The following is a 16,549-nucleotide window of genomic DNA, read 5'->3' as shown; positions in this document are numbered from 1 at the left end:
CTCGATCATCATGGGGTCGGACTCCGACTGGCCGACCATGCGGGCCGCGGCCGACATCCTCGCCGAGCTCGGCATCCCGTTCGAGGCGGACGTGGTGTCCGCGCACCGCACGCCCGACAAGATGAACCGCTTCGCCAGGGGTGCCGCCCAGCGGGGCATCCGTGTCGTGATCGCCGGTGCCGGTGGGGCTGCCCACCTGCCCGGCATGGTGGCCTCGATGACGACGCTGCCCGTGATCGGCGTGCCCGTCCAGCTGGCACGGCTCGACGGACTCGACTCGCTCCTGTCGATCGTCCAGATGCCGGCCGGCATCCCGGTCGCGACGATGGCGATCAACGGCGCCGCGAACGCCGGGCTGCTCGCCGCGCGGATCATCGGGTCCTCCGAGCCCGGTGTCGCGGCGCGGCTCACGGAGTACGCCGAAGGACTCGAGCGCCTGGTCGAGGAGAAGGCCGCGCGCCTCCGCGACTCCCTCTGACGTCCGCTGCGCTCCCCGTACCGTTCGGCACCCCTCGTACTGGGGACGCCCTGGCGAAGTCAACCCCCCGCGCAGGATGGACAACGCAACTACCGTGGACCCCGGACGGCCGAGGGCCGGCCGTCCGGCACCCACGGGAACGGGTGCGAATCGTCATGTCAGGGAGTGACAGCTCATGCAGAATCGCGCGATCACGAGAGCCGCACTCTCCGTCGTGCTCCTGGGAGTCGTGCTGGTCGCCGGGCCGTTCGGTCAGGTGAGCGCCGCCTCAGCAGCGAACACCTCCGCGCCGGTCGGGAACATCGGCAAGTTCAAGCAGACGTTCCGCGAGGACTTCCGGACGACCGCGGCGGCCAAGGGGAAGTTCGCCGCGTCCTACGCGAAGTCGTGGCAGCCCTACCCCGACGGGACGGGCGGGATGTACTACTCGGGGACGCAGATCAGTGCGATCAACGGGAACATGGACGTCCGTCTCGACGGCAAGCGCGGGTCAGCCGGCACGTTCGGCTCGCCCACAGGCGCGTGGGGACACAAGGGCGGGAAGTTCACGGTGCGCGCCATGGCCGCCGGCGGCAACGGGAACGGTGCCGCCTTCATGCTGTGGCCGACGTCGGACAAGTGGTCGGACGGGGAGATCGACTACCCGGAGGCCAACTTCGAGTCCGCACCGATGCTGCACCACCACTCGATGACGCCCGGACGTGAAGCGACGGCGACCAGCCTGAGCACCGGGACGACGTGGCGCTCGTGGCACACCTACTCGATCGAGTGGATCCCCGGGAAGTCCGTGTCGTACTCGCTCGACGGGAAGGTCATCAAGACGGTCACCAGGGACGTCCCGACCACCGCGCACCGCTACATGTTCCAGGTGGGCAACTGGGGCGGGGTCGGCCACCTGTACATCGACTGGGTCACGACCTACTCGTACACGGGCTGACCGCCGGACGGGCAGCTGCACACCGTCAGAGGTCGGCGTGCAGCTGCCAGGTCTCGGCGGCGGAATCGCTCCAGTCGTACATGCGTGCGCGATCGGGGCCGGCGACGGCCAGCTGCCCGGCGAGCAGGGGGTCGTTGACCACCTGGTAGACGGCCTGCGCGAGCCGCTCCGGGTAGGACTCCTTCGGACCGATGGCGACGGTGACACCGGCGTCGGAGGCGACCTCGGACACGGCGGGGTCGTCCGAGTGCACGACCGGGGTGCCGAAGCTCATCGCCTCGATGACGGGCAGACCGAACCCCTCGGCCAGGCTCGGGAACACGAACACGGTGGCCCGGTCGTAGACCACGGCGAGGTCGGCGTCGTCGATCCGCCCGAGCACCTTCACCCGGTCACGCGAGAGACCGGCTCGTTCCGCCGTGCCGTACACGTCGACGTCGCCCCAACCGTCCGGGCCGGAGATGACGAGCGGGATGTCCGTCGGCGCGTCGGGGTGCGCCATCGCCTCGATCAGGGATCCCAGCGCCTTCCGTGGCTCGAGCGTGCCGACGGCCAGCACGTACCGCTCCGGCAGCCCGAGCCGCTCGGCGCGGAGATCGGCGTCGACGGGCAGCCGGAGCCGCCCGCTCGGCGCTCCGCCGATGACCCGGAGCCGGTCGTCGAACCGGTGGATCTCGTTGAGCGCACTCGCCACCGCGTGGGTCGGCACCACCACGGCGTCGGCGTGCTTCCACGCACGCTTGACCATCGCCTTGTGGAAGTGGACGCCGCGCGGCGTCAGGGTCTCGGGGTTGGTCCACGGGACCGTGTCGTGCACGGTGACGACGGTCTGCCGGCCCGGGTCCTGGAAACGGTCGTGCCGGACCAACGGGGCGAGCACGCTCGGGGCGTGCACCATGCCCTTCGCCAGGCTGCCGACGATCCCGCCCTGCCAGGCGAGGGAGAGCTCGCGGCGCGGGAGCGGCAGCCGGACGAGGTCGGCGAGCCCGGGCAGCAGGGTCCGGATGTGGGTGAGTTCGTCGCGGCCCACCGCCGAGACGACGCCGGACACCTCGCAGCCGGCGGGGGCGTGCTCGATGAGGTGGCGGGTGAGCTCTTCGGCGTACCGACCGATGCCCCCGGGGACCGGGGCGACGACCTGGTCCACGATGACGTGGAGCGTTGTCATGTGGTGCGCCTCCTCGTGGTGCTGCCGTGCGCGCGGCGCGGCCGAACGCCGACCCTATCAGTCGGCACGGGGCGCTCCCGGAGCGCCACCGCCCAGCGCGGCGGCGGCCGTCTTCCGGCGGTGGCGCGCCGCGAGCAGTGCGCCGACCCCGGCCAGCACGACGTCCCCGATGGTCATGAAGACCCGGCTGATGACGGCGAGGGCGAGCGGTGCCGATCCACCGGCCACGCTGCCGAGGAGCAGGACCAGGATGCCCTCGCGCGGCCCGATCCCCGCCGGGGCGATGACGACCACGAACCCCACGAGCCAGGCGACGGCGTACGCGCCGACGGCCACCGGGAAGAGCGTGGGCGAGTCGGCTCCGAAGACCCGCAGCACGAGGGTCGCCTGGACTCCGTACGCCAGCCACATGACGAGCGACCAGACGAGCGACATGACGGTGCCCGTCCACGTGAGGGTGGTGTCCTGGGCGGGGCGACGCAGGATCCGGAACGCGACGGCGATGAGGCGGCCGAGCACCGGCGGGGTCAGGCAGACGAGCCCCACCACGATCAGCGGGATGAGCCACCAGAACGTCGCGAACCCGGTGGAGGAGGCCAGCAGGACCGCGACGATCCCGACGACGGCCGCGGTGACCATGCTCACGAGCATCGACGCCAGTGCCGCGACGGCGCTGCCGGTGCGCTGCAGGCCGTGTGCGCGCCCGAGTTCGGCCTGGGCGGCGATGGACCAGACGCCGCCGGGGATGTACTTGCCGAGCTGCCCGACGAAGAAGATCGAGGACGCCGCGGCGAGGCGCACCCGGAACCCGCTCGCCGACATCATGGCCCGCCAGGAGAGCATGTTCGCCACGAGGGCGACGATCGTCGCGGCGACGCCGAGGACGATCGTGCCGGCGTCGAGCCGCACGAAGTCGCGACTGATGGCGTCCCACTGCCGCGCGATGCTCCAGACCAGGAACGCGAGGGCCACGACGGCCGCCACCCACTTGACGACGGTGAGCACACGGGCCCGCCGTCCGGTCGTCGGGACGGCGCCGATCGCGGCGTCGGCGGAGGTGTCGAGCGGGTCCGGGGACCCCGCGGCCGACCCCGTAGGCTGTTGTGCGTCCATCGACCGACAACTCTAAGGGAGCGCGCTGGATGCGACCCGATCCGGAACTCCGCCCGACCCTGCTCGTCGCTGCGTCGACCTTCCCCGCCGAGGCCGGCGACGGCACGCCCGGCTTCGTGCTCGACCTCGCGACGGCACTGTCGGACGAGTACCGCGTGGTGGTGGTCGCCCCGATGACGAAGGGTGCCCGCGCGCACCAGCGGATCGGGGACGTCGAGGTCCGTCGGTTCGGCTACTTCCCGTCGCGCTGGCGTGACCTGGCGGACGGCGCGATCGTCGACAATCTGCGGGCGAAGAAGTCCCGTTGGCTGCAGGTCCCGTTCTTCTTCGTGTCCATGGCCGCCGCGCTGGGCCGAGAGCGCCGCCGCTCGCAGCCCGACGTCGCGCTGCTGCACTGGATCATCCCGCAGGGAGCCGTCGGCCGCGTCGTGCTCGGCGACCTGCCCCGCGTCGTGACCACGCTGGGCGGCGACCTGTACGCGCTGCGCCACCCGGTCCTCCAGGCCGTCAAGCGGTCCGTCATCCGCAGCGCCGCATCGGTGACCTGCATGAGCACCGACATGGCGCGCGAACTCCGGAAGCTCGGCGCCCGTGACGACCAGGTGCACGTCGTCCCGATGGGTGTCGACCTCGATCCGATCACGCGTGCCGTCGAGCGCGAGACCCGGGTGCCCGGCCGGGTGCTCTTCGTCGGCCGTCTGGTCGAGAAGAAGGGCGCGACCGTCCTCCTCGACGCCCTCGACCGCATGGCCGAGCAGCCCACCGAGGTGGCCGTGGTCGGGGACGGTCCGCTGCGCGCCCAGCTGCAGGCCCGTGCCGGTTCGGCCGTGACGTTCCTCGGCGCGCAGGGGAAGGAAGCGCTCGCGTCCGAGTACGCGAAGGCGGCGATCGCGCTCTACCCGTCGGTGCCGGCCGCCAACGGCGACCGCGACGGCCTGCCGGTGGCGCTCCTCGAAGCCATGTCGGCCGGCTGCGCCATCGTCGCCTCGGCGGTCCCCGGCATCGTCGACGTCGTCGAGGACGGCGTGAACGGACTGCTCGTCGAACCCGGCGACGCCCGCGCGCTCGCGGCGGCGATCGACCGCCTGCTCGCCGATCCCGCGCTGGCCGAGCGGCTCGGCCGCGCCGCGGCCGACACCGCCGCGGCACACACCGTCGGCGCCGTCGGCGACCGGTACCGCACCCTGCTCACCGCCGCACGCGCCCGGTAGCCGGGAGCGTCCCCTCGACGAGGTGACGCGACCACAGGGCGGCCTGGAGGCGCGTGGCGGCGCCGTCACGCGCCTCCAGCCCGCAGAGTCGTTGCGTCCCGGTCCCGGGACCTGACGCCCGTCAGGCTGCGCGGCGGTCGTCGTCCGGGAGCCGTGCGTCGTCGGCGCGGGCGGGCGGGCCGCCGACGCGTCCGCGTCGCGCGGTGATCGTCCGAGCGACCCGTTTGGCCAGCCGGTGCGCCGGCAGCTCGACGAGCCGGGCGAAGAGCCCGGCGACCACGACGGCGACCGGGATCGCCACGAGCATCGTGAGCCACGGCACCGAGGTGGGCAGCAGGTAGGCGACCGACACCGTGATCGGCTCGTGCACCAGGTACAGGCTGAAGGAGAGCCGTCCGAGCGCCCGGGGGACCGGTCCGAGCATCACGCGTTCCGCCGGCAGCCACTTCCCGCACAGCAGGACGATGAGCCCGGCCGAGGCGACGACCACCATCGGGACGTGGATGCCGACCAGGGAGCGGGGGAGCCACCACTCGAACGTGATGCCGAGCACCGCCAGTCCGGCGAGGACCCAGCCCGGGCCACGCCGGATCTCGGGGATCCGCTCCCACCCGGCTGCCAGGGCGGACCCGAGCAGGAACATCGGCAGGTACATCAGCCAGTCCTCGCGGTACTGCCGGCCGAGTGCCGAGAGCAGGAGCGCCGCGATCGCGGTGAGCCACCACACCCGGTGCGTGGCCTTCGCGATGAGCACGAAGAGCGGCAGCAGGAGGGAGAACGCGACCTCCCACGTCAACGACCACAGCGGGCTGTTGAGTCGGGTCGGCGCGACCAGGGTGAGGTCGCCCAGCAGGCCGCCGGCGGTGAGCGGTTCGACGTGCCGGAGCAGCCAGCCCGAGGCCCCGGCTTCGGTGGTTCGAGGGACGAGCAGGAACAGGGCCAGCGCCAGGCCGACCGAGGCGATCACGGGGATGTAGAGCCGGAGCAGGCGGCTCGGGTAGTAGGCGATCCAGTCCTGTGCGCGGCGGAGTGCGGGGAGCGTCAGCACGAAACCACTCAGGACGAAGAAGACGAAGACCGCTTCGCCGCCGGCCCAGAACACGTGCAGGGGCGTGTCGACGAGCCAGGCGCGGTTCGCCGGGATCGGCTGGCCGTTGTTGCCGTCGGAGAGCGTCGGCACCACGAGGAGTCCGTGGTGGATCAGGACGACGGCGGCGGCGACGCCACGGAGTCCGTCCAACGACCCGATGCGGCCCGCGGGGCGATCACGCATGCGGCGATCCTACTGCTCGGCGGGTTTGGCCCCGATGGGTGCGCGACGGGCGCGGATGGCTTCGACGGTCGTCGCGACCCCCTGGGGGAACGGGACGAAGGTGCGGTCGCCGACCTGCGGCAGCACCTCGGACCGCATGCGGAGGTCGAGTCCCTGGAACGTGGCCGAGGGGTCGGCGCCCTCGCGGATGTCCAGGCGGCTGCCGATCGCCTGCTCGACCGCGTCGATGACGTCGGCGATCGTCGCCGGCTGACCGGAGGCCAGGATCTTCGTGACCGCGGCCGCAGGGGGACCCTGCTCGACGAGGTCGATGGTCCGGAGCACCATGTCGACGGCGTCGTCGATGTACAGGTAGTCGCGGGTGGTCGACATCGGCACGTAGATCGACGACGGCCGGCCTTCGAGGTGGGCGAGGGTGAGCTGCGAGACGAGCCCCTGCGGCTTGCCGAGGTTCGCGCCCGGGCCGTAGAGGTTCGAGATCCGCCCCACCACCAGGCGCGTGCCGGTCTCGGCGGCCCACGTCCGGAACTGGGCCTCGGCGGCGAGCTTCGCGTGGCCGTAGGGAGCCAGCGGGAGCGGTTCGGTGCCCTCGTCGAAGGGCGGTTCGACGCTGCCGGCGTAGACCGCTCCGGCCGACGACGCGAAGAAGAGCGTGCCGTCTCCGGACGGGTCGTCCCGGGTCGCGTCGAGGACCCGGGCGATCAGACGCTGCTCCTCGTCGAAGACGTCGGCTCCGGTGGCGACGACCCCCGTGCCCGCGCACCACAGCACACGCCAGCGGCCGGGCTGCGACCGCACCGAGCGGAAGGCGTCGACGAGTGCCTCGACGGCGGCGTCCTGGTCGTCCCACGGCACGCGGGCGGCGGTGGTCGCTGCGCCCGAACCGACGAGTGACCGGTGCACGGCACCGCCGAGGAACCCGCCGGCGCCGACCACCAGGGTGGACGGCTGGGTCATGCGCGGAAGATCCCGGCCTCGGTCGCCGCGTGCAACGCCTCGCGCCAGTCGCGCATCGGGGCGAGGCCCGCGCGCGACCAGGCGTCGTGGCCGAGCACGCTGTACGCCGGGCGGGGTGCCGGACGGACGAAGGCACCGCTGTCGGTCGGCAGGACGCGCTCCGGGTCGAGACCGTTCTCGGAGAAGATCGCCCGGGTGAAGTCGTACCACGAGCCCTGGCCGCTGTTCGTGCCGTGGTAGATGCCGGCGGGGGCCTCGGCGTCGAGGAGCTCGACGATGCGTGCGGCCAGGTCTCCGGTCCAGGTGGGCTGCCCGACCTGGTCGGTGACCACGCTCACGGTGTCGTGGGACGCCGCGAGCCGGAGCATGGTCGCGGCGAAGTTGGGTCCGTGTGCGCCGTAGATCCACGCCGTCCGGACGACGTACGAGGAGTCCGGCGCGATCGCGCGGACGCGGGCTTCACCGACGGCCTTGGACCGGCCGTAGGCGTTCAGGGGGTCCGTGGGGGCGTCCTCGGCGTAGGGAGCGGTGCCGTTGCCGTCGAAGACGTAGTCCGTCGAGATGGTCACGAGCTTGGCCCCGTGCCGCACCGCGGCCTCGGCGAGCAACGCCGGCCCGTCCGCGTTCACCGCGGTCGCGGTGTCCTCGTGGGTCTCCGCGTCGTCCACCTTCGTGTAGGCGGCCGAGTTGATCACGACGTCGTGCCCGGCGACCGCGGCGTCGACGGCCGCGGGGTCAGTGATGTCCAGCTCGGCACGGGAACGGGCGGTGACGTCGCGGCCGGCCAGGGCGTGCTGCAGGTCGTGGCCGAGCATGCCGGCGGCGCCGGTGATGAGGTACCGGGTCATGGTGTCGCTTCCGTGTCGGGGGTGGCGGTCGAGCAGGGGTCGGCCCAGGAGCACGCCGGTGTGCTCCTGGGCCGCGGCGGCTCAGGAGAGTGCGGCGCGTTCCTTGAGCGGCTCCCACCAGCTGCGGTTGTCGCGGTACCACTGCACGACGTCGGCGAGGCCCTGCTCGAACGGCACCTGCGGCTCGTAGCCGAGCTCGCTGCTGATCTTCGAGATGTCGACCGAGTAGCGCAGGTCGTGGCCGAGTCGGTCGGCGACGCGGTCGACGTACGACCAGTCCTTGCCGGTCGCGTCCAGGAGCAGCTGCGTCAGCTCCTTGTTGGTCAGCTCGGTGCCGCCGCCGATGTTGTAGATCTCGCCGGCGCGACCACGGGTCAGGACCATCGCGATGCCGCGGGTGTGGTCGTCGACGTGCAGCCAGTCACGGATGTTGTTGCCCTCGCCGTAGAGCGGGACGTGCAGGTCGTCGATGAGGTTCGTGACGAAGAGCGGGATGACCTTCTCGGGGAAGTGGTAGGGCCCGTAGTTGTTCGAGCAGCGGGTGATCGAGAGGTTCAGCCCGTGCGTGCGGTGGTAGCTGCGGGCGAGCAGGTCGCTGCCGGCCTTCGACGCCGAGTACGGCGAGTTCGGCTCGAGCGGGCGCTCCTCGTCCCACGACCCCTCGCTGATGGAGCCGTAGACCTCGTCCGTGGACACGTGGACGAAGCGCTCGGTGCCGTGGCGGAGCGCCGCGTCGAGCAGACGCTGGGTGCCGACGACGTTCGTCTCGACGAAGATGCCGGAGTCGCGGACCGACCGGTCGACGTGGGACTCGGCGGCGAAGTGCACGATCGCGTCGATGCCGGGGATCACCTCGTCGAGCTTCGCGGCGTCGCGGATGTCGCCCTGCACGAACGTGTACCGGGGGGAGTCCGAGACCGGGGCGAGGTTCTCGAGGTTGCCCGAGTAGGTCAGTGCGTCGTAGACGACGACCTCGGCGCCTTCGAGTCCGGGGTACGCGTCCTGCAGGGTGCGTCGGACGAAGTTCGAGCCGATGAAGCCGGCTCCGCCGGTGACGAGGATCTTCACGAGGTCTGGTTCCTTTTCGGAGTCGGTGTGGTTCTGGGATCGGTGTGCTCCGGTCGGCGGTGGCCGTCCGGTGGTGCGTCGGTCGTCGGCGTCCCGTTCAGGATCGCCGGCCGACCGTGGATCGGTTGACGATACCAGCCGGTCACAGCCCTGCCGCGTCGTCGCCACGCCTGCGGCGGCGCCGGACGAGCAGGGTGACGACGGTGCAGGCGAGGACGGCGAGGACGATGCTGCCGCCGGTCAGCAGGTACCCGGTCCGGGCGCCCGGCACCGCGTACCGCAGCTCCACCGTGTGCTCGCCGCCGGGGACCCACACGGCGGCGCCGGCGTCGTCGGCTGCGACGAGGTCGGTCGGTTCGCCGTCGACGGTCGCCGTCCAGCCGGCACGCTGGAGCGAGTCGGAGACGACCACCCAGCCGCTCCCGGTGGCGTCGACCTCGGCGACCGTGCTGTTCACGTCGCTGTCGCGCAGGGTGATCTCGGCGCTCGAGTCCGGGTCGGCCGTGTGCTCGGACGGCGCGCTCAGGACGACGGTCGAGTCCGGCAGCGACTGGTCGGCGAGTGCCCGGACGCGCGCCGGTCCGGTGCGTTCCACCACCTGGCCGGAGGCCCAGCGCACGCGGTCCAGGGCGTTGCCGCGCTCGTAGATCGTCGCATCGCCGGTGTGCACCACGCGGACGCCGTCGCCGGCGACCGGACGGGTGATGCTCATCACGGCGTCGCCGGCGTCGTCGGTGCCGATCGGCACGAGCTTGTCCTGCCCGGTCACGGTGATCCGGACGTGCCACGAGGTCGACGTCGGGATGGTGGAGCCCTGGAGTGCCACGTTCCGCGGGCCGCCGAGGCCCGGCACGTGGGTCGACGTCGAGGTGATCGTCTTGCCGGAGTCGTCGGCGACGATCGCCACGTCGAGGGTCATGCCCCCGGGCGTCAGGGTCGGGGCCGGCGGACCGGTGAAGGTGATGCCGTTCACCGGGCCGGTGTTGCTGGCCGAGTCCACCGAGGGGTTGTCCGCGGTCAGGTCGGACCACTTCGTCTGCGCTGCACCCGGCTCGGCGGTGCCGGCGAGCGGCCCCGACGGGTCGGCGACGAGGTACTTCGTGCTGAGCCGGTCGAGGATCCCCGACCGGGCGAGCGACGGCATGAGGTTCGGTTCGAACGTCAGGTAGGTGGCCGTCGGGTACGTGTCCGGGTCGACCGCCCGCATGAGGTCCTTCCACTCGCCCGTCTGGAACGCGTGTCCGGTGGTCTCGCGGATCCGGTAGTAGGAGGACGACCCCGGGAGCATGGCGCTGCCGGTGGCGGCGTAGCGGTCCTGCGCGGAGACGTGTTCCTGCAGGTAGTCGATGGCGGGGGTGGTCGGGTAGAACGTCGACGTGGGCGCGATCGGCCACCAGGGCTTCGTGGCCGTCACCGCGGGGACGACGACGAGCGCGACGACCCCGATGGCGGCGACGGTCGCCAGCACCCTCGACCGGAACACCCAGACGAGCACGACGAGCACGACGGTGACCGCGCCGAGGATGCCGACCGCCAGGATCTCGAGCTTGGTGCGGTGCACGTACTCTTCCGCGATCGGCGGGATCGCGAGCAGGGTCTGCATCCCCACGCCGACGGCGGTGAACAGCACGACGGCGACGGCCGCGATCCGACCGGCGCGCCGGAGGGGCCCGGCGGCGCGGAAGCGTGCCAGCTCGTCGCGGAGGTTCTCCGGCTGCACGAGGCGGCCGAAGCCCACCCCGGCCATGGCCGCGGCGAGGAACATCACGACGACGCGAGCGCGACCGATCGGGTTCGTGTCGAAGACCGGCAGCTCGCGGACGGCGGACAGGACGGGGCCGCCGAGGTAGACGATGACCACCGCGAGCGCCAGCATCGAGGCGACGATCGCGACGACGCCGCGGGTGCGACGTCGGGCCAGGTCGTGCCGTGCGCGGACGGCCGGCGTGGCGTCGTCGGGCAGGGCCGCGGCGGTGTGCGTCGCCGGGCGGATGAGGACCGCCACGGCGACGAGCACCACGGCCGCGATCCCCAGGTAGGAGTACTCCTCCACCGGGTTGCGGATGCCCCAGGCGGGGCCGGTGCTCTGCACGAACGAGATGTCGGGCACCCACGCGCTCACGAGCGGCGGGGTGCCGAGACCGTTCGGGCCGCTCTGCCCACGGCCGCTGAAGTCGACCAGGCTCGTGGCGTTGATGGCGAAGGGGACGAGCTGCCACGCGGACAGCAGCAGGCCGAACAGGATGCCGCCCACCGCGATCGCCCCGCTCACGACCACGGGGACCCACCGTCGGTGCGCGACGATCGTGCGGACGAGGAAGTACAGCCCACCGATGAAGAGGGCGTAGCCGACGATGGCCGGGAACCCGCCGAGCAGCATCGACGCGAGCGGCACGCCCACGGCGATGACGTCACGCGCGCGGAGCTCCACCGCGGCGCGGTCGATCGCCCAGAAGAGCAGGGGGATGCAGGCCGCGACCCGGGTCTGCGGCCAGTTCGACCACGCGACCATGAAGCCGGACGACGAGTAGACGAGGGCGGCGATCGCCCAGCCAGCGCGGGGGACACCCCAGCGGCGCAGCAGCAGGGACATGCCGACCGTGACGACGACGATCTCGAGGAGCTTCACCCAGCCCGGCGCGGCCGCCAGGGGGAGGATCCACCAGGGCAGCGCGAGCGGGGACCACGCGCCCGAGTCGGGCACGCCGCCGAGTTCCGCGCCGCCGGCGACGTAGGGGTTCCACGCGCCGAAGACGCCCTCGTGGGCGAGGCGGGTCAGGAGCGAGGTCTGCGGCGCGACGGTGTCGATCGTGTCGCTGTTCAGGATGTTGGTCGACGTCGCCGTCGACTGGAACAGCGAACCCCACGGGGTGTACCGACCGAGCAGGCCGGTGTTCAGGAAGGTGCCGTGTCCGATCAGTGCCGGTCCGATGGTCCAGACGACGAACGCTGCGAGCGCAGCCCAGGCCGCGATCTCCACCCAGCTGCCGGGTCGACGGACCCAGAGCGCGAAGCGTGTCCGCCGGTCGAGCACGGACGCTCCGCGCTCAGTCCCCATACCGCTGCAGCTTCTGCAGGTCGAGCTGTTCCTCGGCCAGGGTCCGGTTCAGGCGGGTCAGGTCCGCCACCACGCCGATCACGATGCTCAGCACCGCCGTGATCAACAGGACGACGCCGAGGATGATCGACTGCAGGTGGTTGCCGCCGGTGTGCATCGCCAGCAGCACCAGGTACCGGACGAGCGGCCAGGCCCCGAGCGCCCCGAGGATCGCCGCCACCCAGAGGAACAGCGCCATCGGCCGGTACATCAGGTAGACGCGGGCGATCGCCGAACCCGACTGGAACATGTGCTGCCAGATGTTCTTGAACAGCCGCGACTCGCGGGTCTTCGGGTTCGTCGTGATCGGCACCGAGGCGATGGCCAGGCGCTTGTAGCCGGCCTGCACGATGGTCTCCATGCAGTAGCTGAAGCGCGTGACGATGTTCAGGCGGATGAGCGAGTACTTCGAGTACGCGCGGAACCCGCTCGCGGCGTCGGGCAGGTCGAGCCCGGCGGCGCGGCTGGCGACCCACGAGCCGAAGCGCTGCATGAGCTTCTTGAAGCCGGAGAAGTGCTCGATGGTCCGCGTCTGCCGGTCGCCGATGACGATCTCGGCCTCTTTCCGGAGGATCGGTTGCACCAGTTCGGCGATCTGCGACTGCGGGTACTGGTTGTCACCGTCGGTGTTGACGACGATGTCCGCGCCGTGGAGCAGCGCGTAGTCGACGCCGTCCCGGAAGGAGCGGGCCAGCCCCATGTTCGTGGTGTGGTGCACGAAGTGCTTGACACCGTGCTCCTTGGCGACCTCGACGGTGCGGTCGGTGCTGCCGTCGTTGATCACCAGGATCTCGATCTCATCGATGCCGTCGATCTCCCGCGGGATGGAGTCGATGACGCTGGCGAGGGTGTTCTCCTCGTTGAGGCAGGGGATCTGGATGAAGAGCTTCACGGGTTCGCAGTGTCTCGTTTCATGGGGTCCGGCAGGTGCGCGAGGCCATGACAGCCTATGCGAACCCACGGACCGGCGCAGGTACGGCCTGCCGACGCGTCCCGGGGCGGGCGGCTTGGTAGGGTGCAGCCGTGCAGATCCGCGAACTGAAGATCCCCGGCGCGTGGGAGTTCACGCCCGTCCAGCACGGCGACGCACGAGGAGCATTCCTCGAGGCGTACCGCGCCGACGTCCTCGAAGAGACGGTCGGTCACCCGCTGGACCTCCGACAGGTGAACATGTCGATCTCCTCGGCCGGTGTGGCCAGGGGCATCCACTACGCCCTCGTCGCGCCGAGCCAGGCCAAGTACGTGACCGCGGTGCGCGGCGCCTTCATCGACTACATCGTCGACATCCGGGTCGGCTCGCCGACGTTCGGGCAGTGGGACTCCGTGCGCATCGACGACGTCGACCGTCGGGCCGTCTACCTGTCCGAGGGTCTCGGGCACGCCATCGTCGCGCTCGAGGACCAGTCCACGGTGAACTACCTCGTCAGCGCCCACTACGACCCGGAGCGCGAGAAGGGGATCACCATCCTCGACCCGACGGTCGGCCTCGAGCTGCCCGACGGACTCGGCGAGCCGGTCCTGTCCGAGAAGGACACCAGCGCGCCGACGCTCGAGGAAGCCGCCGCCGCGGGTCTGCTGCCCACCTACGAGGAGTGCGTGGCGTACACCGAGTCGCTCCGCACGACCAAGTAACGAACGAAGGAAGCACAGCGCGATGAAGGGCATCATCCTGGCCGGGGGTTCCGGCACCCGTCTCTGGCCGATCACCAAGGGCATCAGCAAGCAGCTCATGCCGATCTACGACAAGCCGATGGTCTACTACCCGCTGTCGACCCTCATGATGGCCGGCATCCGCGAGGTCCTCGTCATCACGACGCCGGAGTACAACGACCAGTTCCGTGCCCTGCTCGGCGACGGTTCGTCCCTCGGCATGGACATCCAGTACGCGGTCCAGCCGAGCCCGGACGGCCTCGCGCAGGCCTTCGTCATCGGCGAGGACTTCATCGGCGACGACAGCGTCGCGCTCGTCCTCGGCGACAACATCTTCCACGGCACGGGCCTCGGCACGAACCTGCGGAAGAACACCGAGGTCGCCGGCGCCACCATCTTCGCGTACCACGTGGCCGACCCGAAGGCGTACGGCGTCGTGGAGTTCGACGACGACTTCACCGCGGTGTCCATCGAGGAGAAGCCGACGGAGCCGAAGTCGAACTACGCCGTCCCCGGCCTGTACTTCTACGACAACAAGGTCATCGAGATCGCGAAGACGATCGAGCCGAGCGCCCGCGGGGAGCTCGAGATCTCGACCGTCAACGAGCGCTACCTCGAGGCGGGCGAGCTCGGCGTCCAGGTCCTCGACCGCGGGACGGCCTGGCTCGACACCGGCACGTTCGAGTCGATGATGCAGGCGTCCGAGTACGTCAAGGTCATCGAGGACCGTCAGGGCTTCAAGATCGGCTGCATCGAGGAGATCGCCTGGCGCAACGGCTGGATCGACGACGCGCAGCTCGCCGACCTGGCAGCACCGCTCGTCAAGGGCGGCTACGGCGTCTACCTGCAGCGACTGCTCGCCGTCTGACGTCGGCGCGGCCGGTCCTCGCATGGCACTCTTCCGTCGGCGTCGGCCTGACGCGGCGGTCTCCGGCCCGGAGGCCCGTCCCACGTCGGTGACACCGGCCCACCCCGAGCGGGTGGTCGGCTGGGACGGTGCCCTGCCGGCACTCGAGGTGTCGGTGACGGTGCTGCTGGTGAGCCGGTCCGACCGGTACGACGCGCTGCCGTCGATGGTCACCGCGGCTCGTCTGGCGTTCGGCCCCTCGGCGGACGTCCGCGCGGTCGGCTACGTCGCCGATGCGTCGCCGGTCGGCGAGCAGGCGCGGGGGATCCCCTGGGTCCGCTCGGCGCCGGTCGACGGCATCGGTTCGGCGATCAACGCCGGGGTCGCCGCCGGGGTCGGGCGTGTGCTCCTGGCGCTCGACTCGACGGTCCGGGTGACCGACCAGGACCTGCGTGTCCTCGCACAGGCCGGCGGCGACGGCGTGGCCCAGGCCCGCATCCGGATGCCCGACGGTTCGCAGCGGGACGGCGTGCGGCTGCTGCGCCCGGGAGTACTTCCCTGGTCCGACGACGGGTCGACGAGTCCGGTCCGCAGCCAGGCGGACGACCGCCAGGACTCCCCGCTCGCCGCGGTGCCGGTCTTCGCAGCGGACCAGCCGGCCGTCTCGGTGCCGGGCGCTTCCCTGGTGCCGGCACCGTGCCTCCCGGACGAGCGGATGACCCTGACCAGCTGGACCCGCGCGGTCGCCGACCGCGACGGCCGACCCGTGCGTGCGGTGTGGTCGCTGACCCGCTCGGCTGATTCCGGACGGACGGTCGACGCGGCGACGGTGGATGCGTTCTCGGTCTGGCGCGACCGGGCGCCGGACGGCGACGGAGCGGTCGCAGCCGGACCCCCGCTGCCCCCGTGGGGTGCGCGACCCGTCATCCCGGCGCCCCGATCGCGCTCCGACGACGACCGGTTGTCCTGGTCCGTCAAGATCGCCGCCCCGGCCGGGCCCGAGGGCGACGGGTGGGGCGACGTGCACTTCGCCACCGAGCTCGCGGGCGCGCTCGAGGGCCTCGGCCAGCGGGTCCGCGTCGACCGGCGGGACGCGCACGTCCGGGACGACGACGCCGCGGACGACATCACGCTCGTCATCCGCGGGCTGGACCGTGTGCCGCCGAACCCGGCGTCGGTGAACTTGCTGTGGGTGATCAGCCACCCCGACGACGTCTCGGACACCGAGCTCCGGTCGTTCGACGCGGCGTTCGCTGCGGGTCCGGTGTGGGCTGCGGAAGCCGCCGCACGTGCCGGTGTGCCGGTCGGGGCACTGCTGCAGGCGACCGACCCGGCGGTGTTCCACCCGGCCGCCCGGTCGGTCGCAGGCCAGGACGCGGGGCACGTGGTGTTCGTCGGGTCGACCCGTGGCGCGGCCCGGCCGGTGGTCGCCGACGCGGTCGCACTCGGCACCGACCTGCGTGTGCACGGCCCGGGGTGGGACGGCGTCGTGCCCTCCGCGATGCTCGGGGCCGTCGCGCTGTCACGGACCGAGGTCGCGACGGCGTACGCGTCCGCCCGCGTGGTCCTCAACGACCACTGGCCGGACATGGCGGCGGGCGGTTTCGTGTCGAACCGGGTCTTCGACGTGCTGGCGTCCGGTGGGGTCGTCGTCACGGACGAGGTCGCCGGCCTCGGGGACGTGCTCGACGTCCCGACGCTCGCCGTCGCCCGTTCGCGGGACGACGTGGCCGCCCTGCTCGACCCGACGCACGCGTGGCCGGCGGCTGCCGAGCGTGCTGCGGTCGCCGATCGGATCGCGGCGGAGCACTCCTTCGACGCCCGGGCCGCGGTGCTGCTCGCCGCCGCTCGCGCCGCATGCAGGCGTCTGCGCCCCGGCCCCTGACACCTGCCGCCGGCTCG

General features: G+C 71.8%; 14 protein-coding genes. 6 read left to right on the top strand and 8 right to left on the bottom strand.

Annotation, left to right across the window (positions count from 1 at the left end):
* The first annotated feature begins 10 nt into the window (after positions 1-10).
* The gene (purE, locus tag ABRP24_RS14655; RefSeq protein ID WP_035809140.1) at positions 11-478 is read left to right on the top strand and encodes a 5-(carboxyamino)imidazole ribonucleotide mutase; all 468 of its coding nucleotides are present in this window, start codon (positions 11-13) and stop codon (positions 476-478) included.
* Between the two features lie 175 nt (positions 479-653).
* Positions 654-1,415 carry a glycoside hydrolase family 16 protein gene (locus ABRP24_RS14650; RefSeq protein ID WP_071244221.1) on the top strand — a complete coding sequence of 254 codons (762 nt, stop codon included), beginning with the start codon at positions 654-656 and terminating at the stop codon, positions 1,413-1,415.
* A gap of 25 nt (positions 1,416-1,440) precedes the next feature.
* Here ABRP24_RS14650 and ABRP24_RS14645 read toward each other — a convergent pair whose 3' ends face one another.
* Together ABRP24_RS14645 and ABRP24_RS14640 are read right to left on the bottom strand one after the other, a co-directional pair.
* Positions 1,441-2,583 carry a glycosyltransferase family 1 protein gene (locus tag ABRP24_RS14645; protein WP_349848959.1) on the bottom strand — a complete coding sequence of 381 codons (1,143 nt, stop codon included), beginning with the start codon at positions 2,581-2,583 and terminating at the stop codon, positions 1,441-1,443.
* 57 nt (positions 2,584-2,640) lie between these two features.
* A complete protein-coding gene (locus ABRP24_RS14640; RefSeq protein WP_214523258.1) occupies positions 2,641-3,696 on the bottom strand; it encodes a YbhN family protein in 1,056 nt (351 codons plus the stop codon).
* Between the two features lie 29 nt (positions 3,697-3,725).
* Here ABRP24_RS14640 and ABRP24_RS14635 point away from each other — a divergent pair, with 29 nt between their 5' ends.
* Complete coding sequence (locus ABRP24_RS14635) at positions 3,726-4,907, top strand: glycosyltransferase family 4 protein (RefSeq protein ID WP_111056092.1); 1,182 nt, start codon at positions 3,726-3,728, stop codon at positions 4,905-4,907.
* 121 nt (positions 4,908-5,028) lie between these two features.
* Here ABRP24_RS14635 and ABRP24_RS14630 read toward each other — a convergent pair whose 3' ends face one another.
* From ABRP24_RS14630 to ABRP24_RS14605, 6 genes are all read right to left on the bottom strand, one after another.
* Positions 5,029-6,180: an acyltransferase gene (locus tag ABRP24_RS14630; RefSeq protein WP_349848956.1), complete on the bottom strand. Its 1,152-nt coding sequence runs from the start codon at positions 6,178-6,180 to the stop codon at positions 5,029-5,031.
* Positions 6,181-6,189: 9 nt separating this feature from the next.
* The gene (locus tag ABRP24_RS14625; RefSeq protein ID WP_349848954.1) at positions 6,190-7,137 is read right to left on the bottom strand and encodes an NAD-dependent epimerase/dehydratase family protein; all 948 of its coding nucleotides are present in this window, start codon (positions 7,135-7,137) and stop codon (positions 6,190-6,192) included.
* Complete coding sequence (gene rfbD, locus ABRP24_RS14620; RefSeq protein WP_349848952.1) at positions 7,134-7,985, bottom strand: dTDP-4-dehydrorhamnose reductase; 852 nt, start codon at positions 7,983-7,985, stop codon at positions 7,134-7,136. Before rfbD ends, ABRP24_RS14625 begins: the two co-directional genes overlap by 4 nt.
* An 81-nt stretch (positions 7,986-8,066) precedes the next feature.
* Entirely contained in the window at positions 8,067-9,053 is a 987-nt protein-coding gene (gene rfbB / locus ABRP24_RS14615) for a dTDP-glucose 4,6-dehydratase (protein ID WP_027466479.1), read from the bottom strand.
* 142 nt (positions 9,054-9,195) lie between these two features.
* Positions 9,196-12,111: a hypothetical protein gene (locus tag ABRP24_RS14610; RefSeq protein WP_349848950.1), complete on the bottom strand. Its 2,916-nt coding sequence runs from the start codon at positions 12,109-12,111 to the stop codon at positions 9,196-9,198.
* Positions 12,101-13,042 carry a glycosyltransferase family 2 protein gene (locus ABRP24_RS14605; protein ID WP_027466481.1) on the bottom strand — a complete coding sequence of 314 codons (942 nt, stop codon included), beginning with the start codon at positions 13,040-13,042 and terminating at the stop codon, positions 12,101-12,103. Before ABRP24_RS14605 ends, ABRP24_RS14610 begins: the two co-directional genes overlap by 11 nt.
* A gap of 131 nt (positions 13,043-13,173) precedes the next feature.
* Between ABRP24_RS14605 and ABRP24_RS14600 the strand changes: the two genes are divergently transcribed.
* Genes ABRP24_RS14600 through ABRP24_RS14590 form a run of 3 tightly spaced genes read left to right on the top strand, consistent with a single transcriptional unit; the run spans position 13,174 to position 16,532 of the window.
* Positions 13,174-13,782: a dTDP-4-dehydrorhamnose 3,5-epimerase family protein gene (locus ABRP24_RS14600; RefSeq protein WP_027466482.1), complete on the top strand. Its 609-nt coding sequence runs from the start codon at positions 13,174-13,176 to the stop codon at positions 13,780-13,782.
* Between the two features lie 22 nt (positions 13,783-13,804).
* A complete protein-coding gene (gene rfbA, locus ABRP24_RS14595) occupies positions 13,805-14,668 on the top strand; it encodes a glucose-1-phosphate thymidylyltransferase RfbA (protein ID WP_349848947.1) in 864 nt (287 codons plus the stop codon).
* 22 nt (positions 14,669-14,690) lie between these two features.
* Entirely contained in the window at positions 14,691-16,532 is a 1,842-nt protein-coding gene (locus ABRP24_RS14590) for a glycosyltransferase (RefSeq protein WP_349848945.1), read from the top strand.
* Positions 16,533-16,549 lie beyond the last annotated feature (17 nt).

Origin of the sequence: Curtobacterium sp. WHRI 8282 (assembly GCF_040223925.2) — a bacterium.
Classification (GTDB): Bacteria; Actinomycetota; Actinomycetes; order Actinomycetales; family Microbacteriaceae; genus Curtobacterium; species Curtobacterium flaccumfaciens.
This window is presented reverse-complemented; position numbering and strand designations above follow the sequence as displayed.

Coding starts and splice junctions, on each gene's coding strand:
- rfbA (WP_349848947.1), top strand. CDS start 13,805: ATGAAGGGCATCATCCTGGCCGGGGGTTCCGGCACCCGTCTCTGGCCG.
- purE (WP_035809140.1), top strand. CDS start 11: ATGGGGTCGGACTCCGACTGGCCGACCATGCGGGCCGCGGCCGACATC.
- ABRP24_RS14635 (WP_111056092.1), top strand. CDS start 3,726: ATGCGACCCGATCCGGAACTCCGCCCGACCCTGCTCGTCGCTGCGTCG.
- ABRP24_RS14630 (WP_349848956.1), bottom strand. CDS start 6,180: ATGCGTGATCGCCCCGCGGGCCGCATCGGGTCGTTGGACGGACTCCGT.
- ABRP24_RS14590 (WP_349848945.1), top strand. CDS start 14,691: ATGGCACTCTTCCGTCGGCGTCGGCCTGACGCGGCGGTCTCCGGCCCG.
- ABRP24_RS14645 (WP_349848959.1), bottom strand. CDS start 2,583: ATGACAACGCTCCACGTCATCGTGGACCAGGTCGTCGCCCCGGTCCCC.
- ABRP24_RS14640 (WP_214523258.1), bottom strand. CDS start 3,696: ATGGACGCACAACAGCCTACGGGGTCGGCCGCGGGGTCCCCGGACCCG.
- rfbD (WP_349848952.1), bottom strand. CDS start 7,985: ATGACCCGGTACCTCATCACCGGCGCCGCCGGCATGCTCGGCCACGAC.
- ABRP24_RS14625 (WP_349848954.1), bottom strand. CDS start 7,137: ATGACCCAGCCGTCCACCCTGGTGGTCGGCGCCGGCGGGTTCCTCGGC.
- ABRP24_RS14650 (WP_071244221.1), top strand. CDS start 654: ATGCAGAATCGCGCGATCACGAGAGCCGCACTCTCCGTCGTGCTCCTG.
- ABRP24_RS14610 (WP_349848950.1), bottom strand. CDS start 12,111: ATGGGGACTGAGCGCGGAGCGTCCGTGCTCGACCGGCGGACACGCTTC.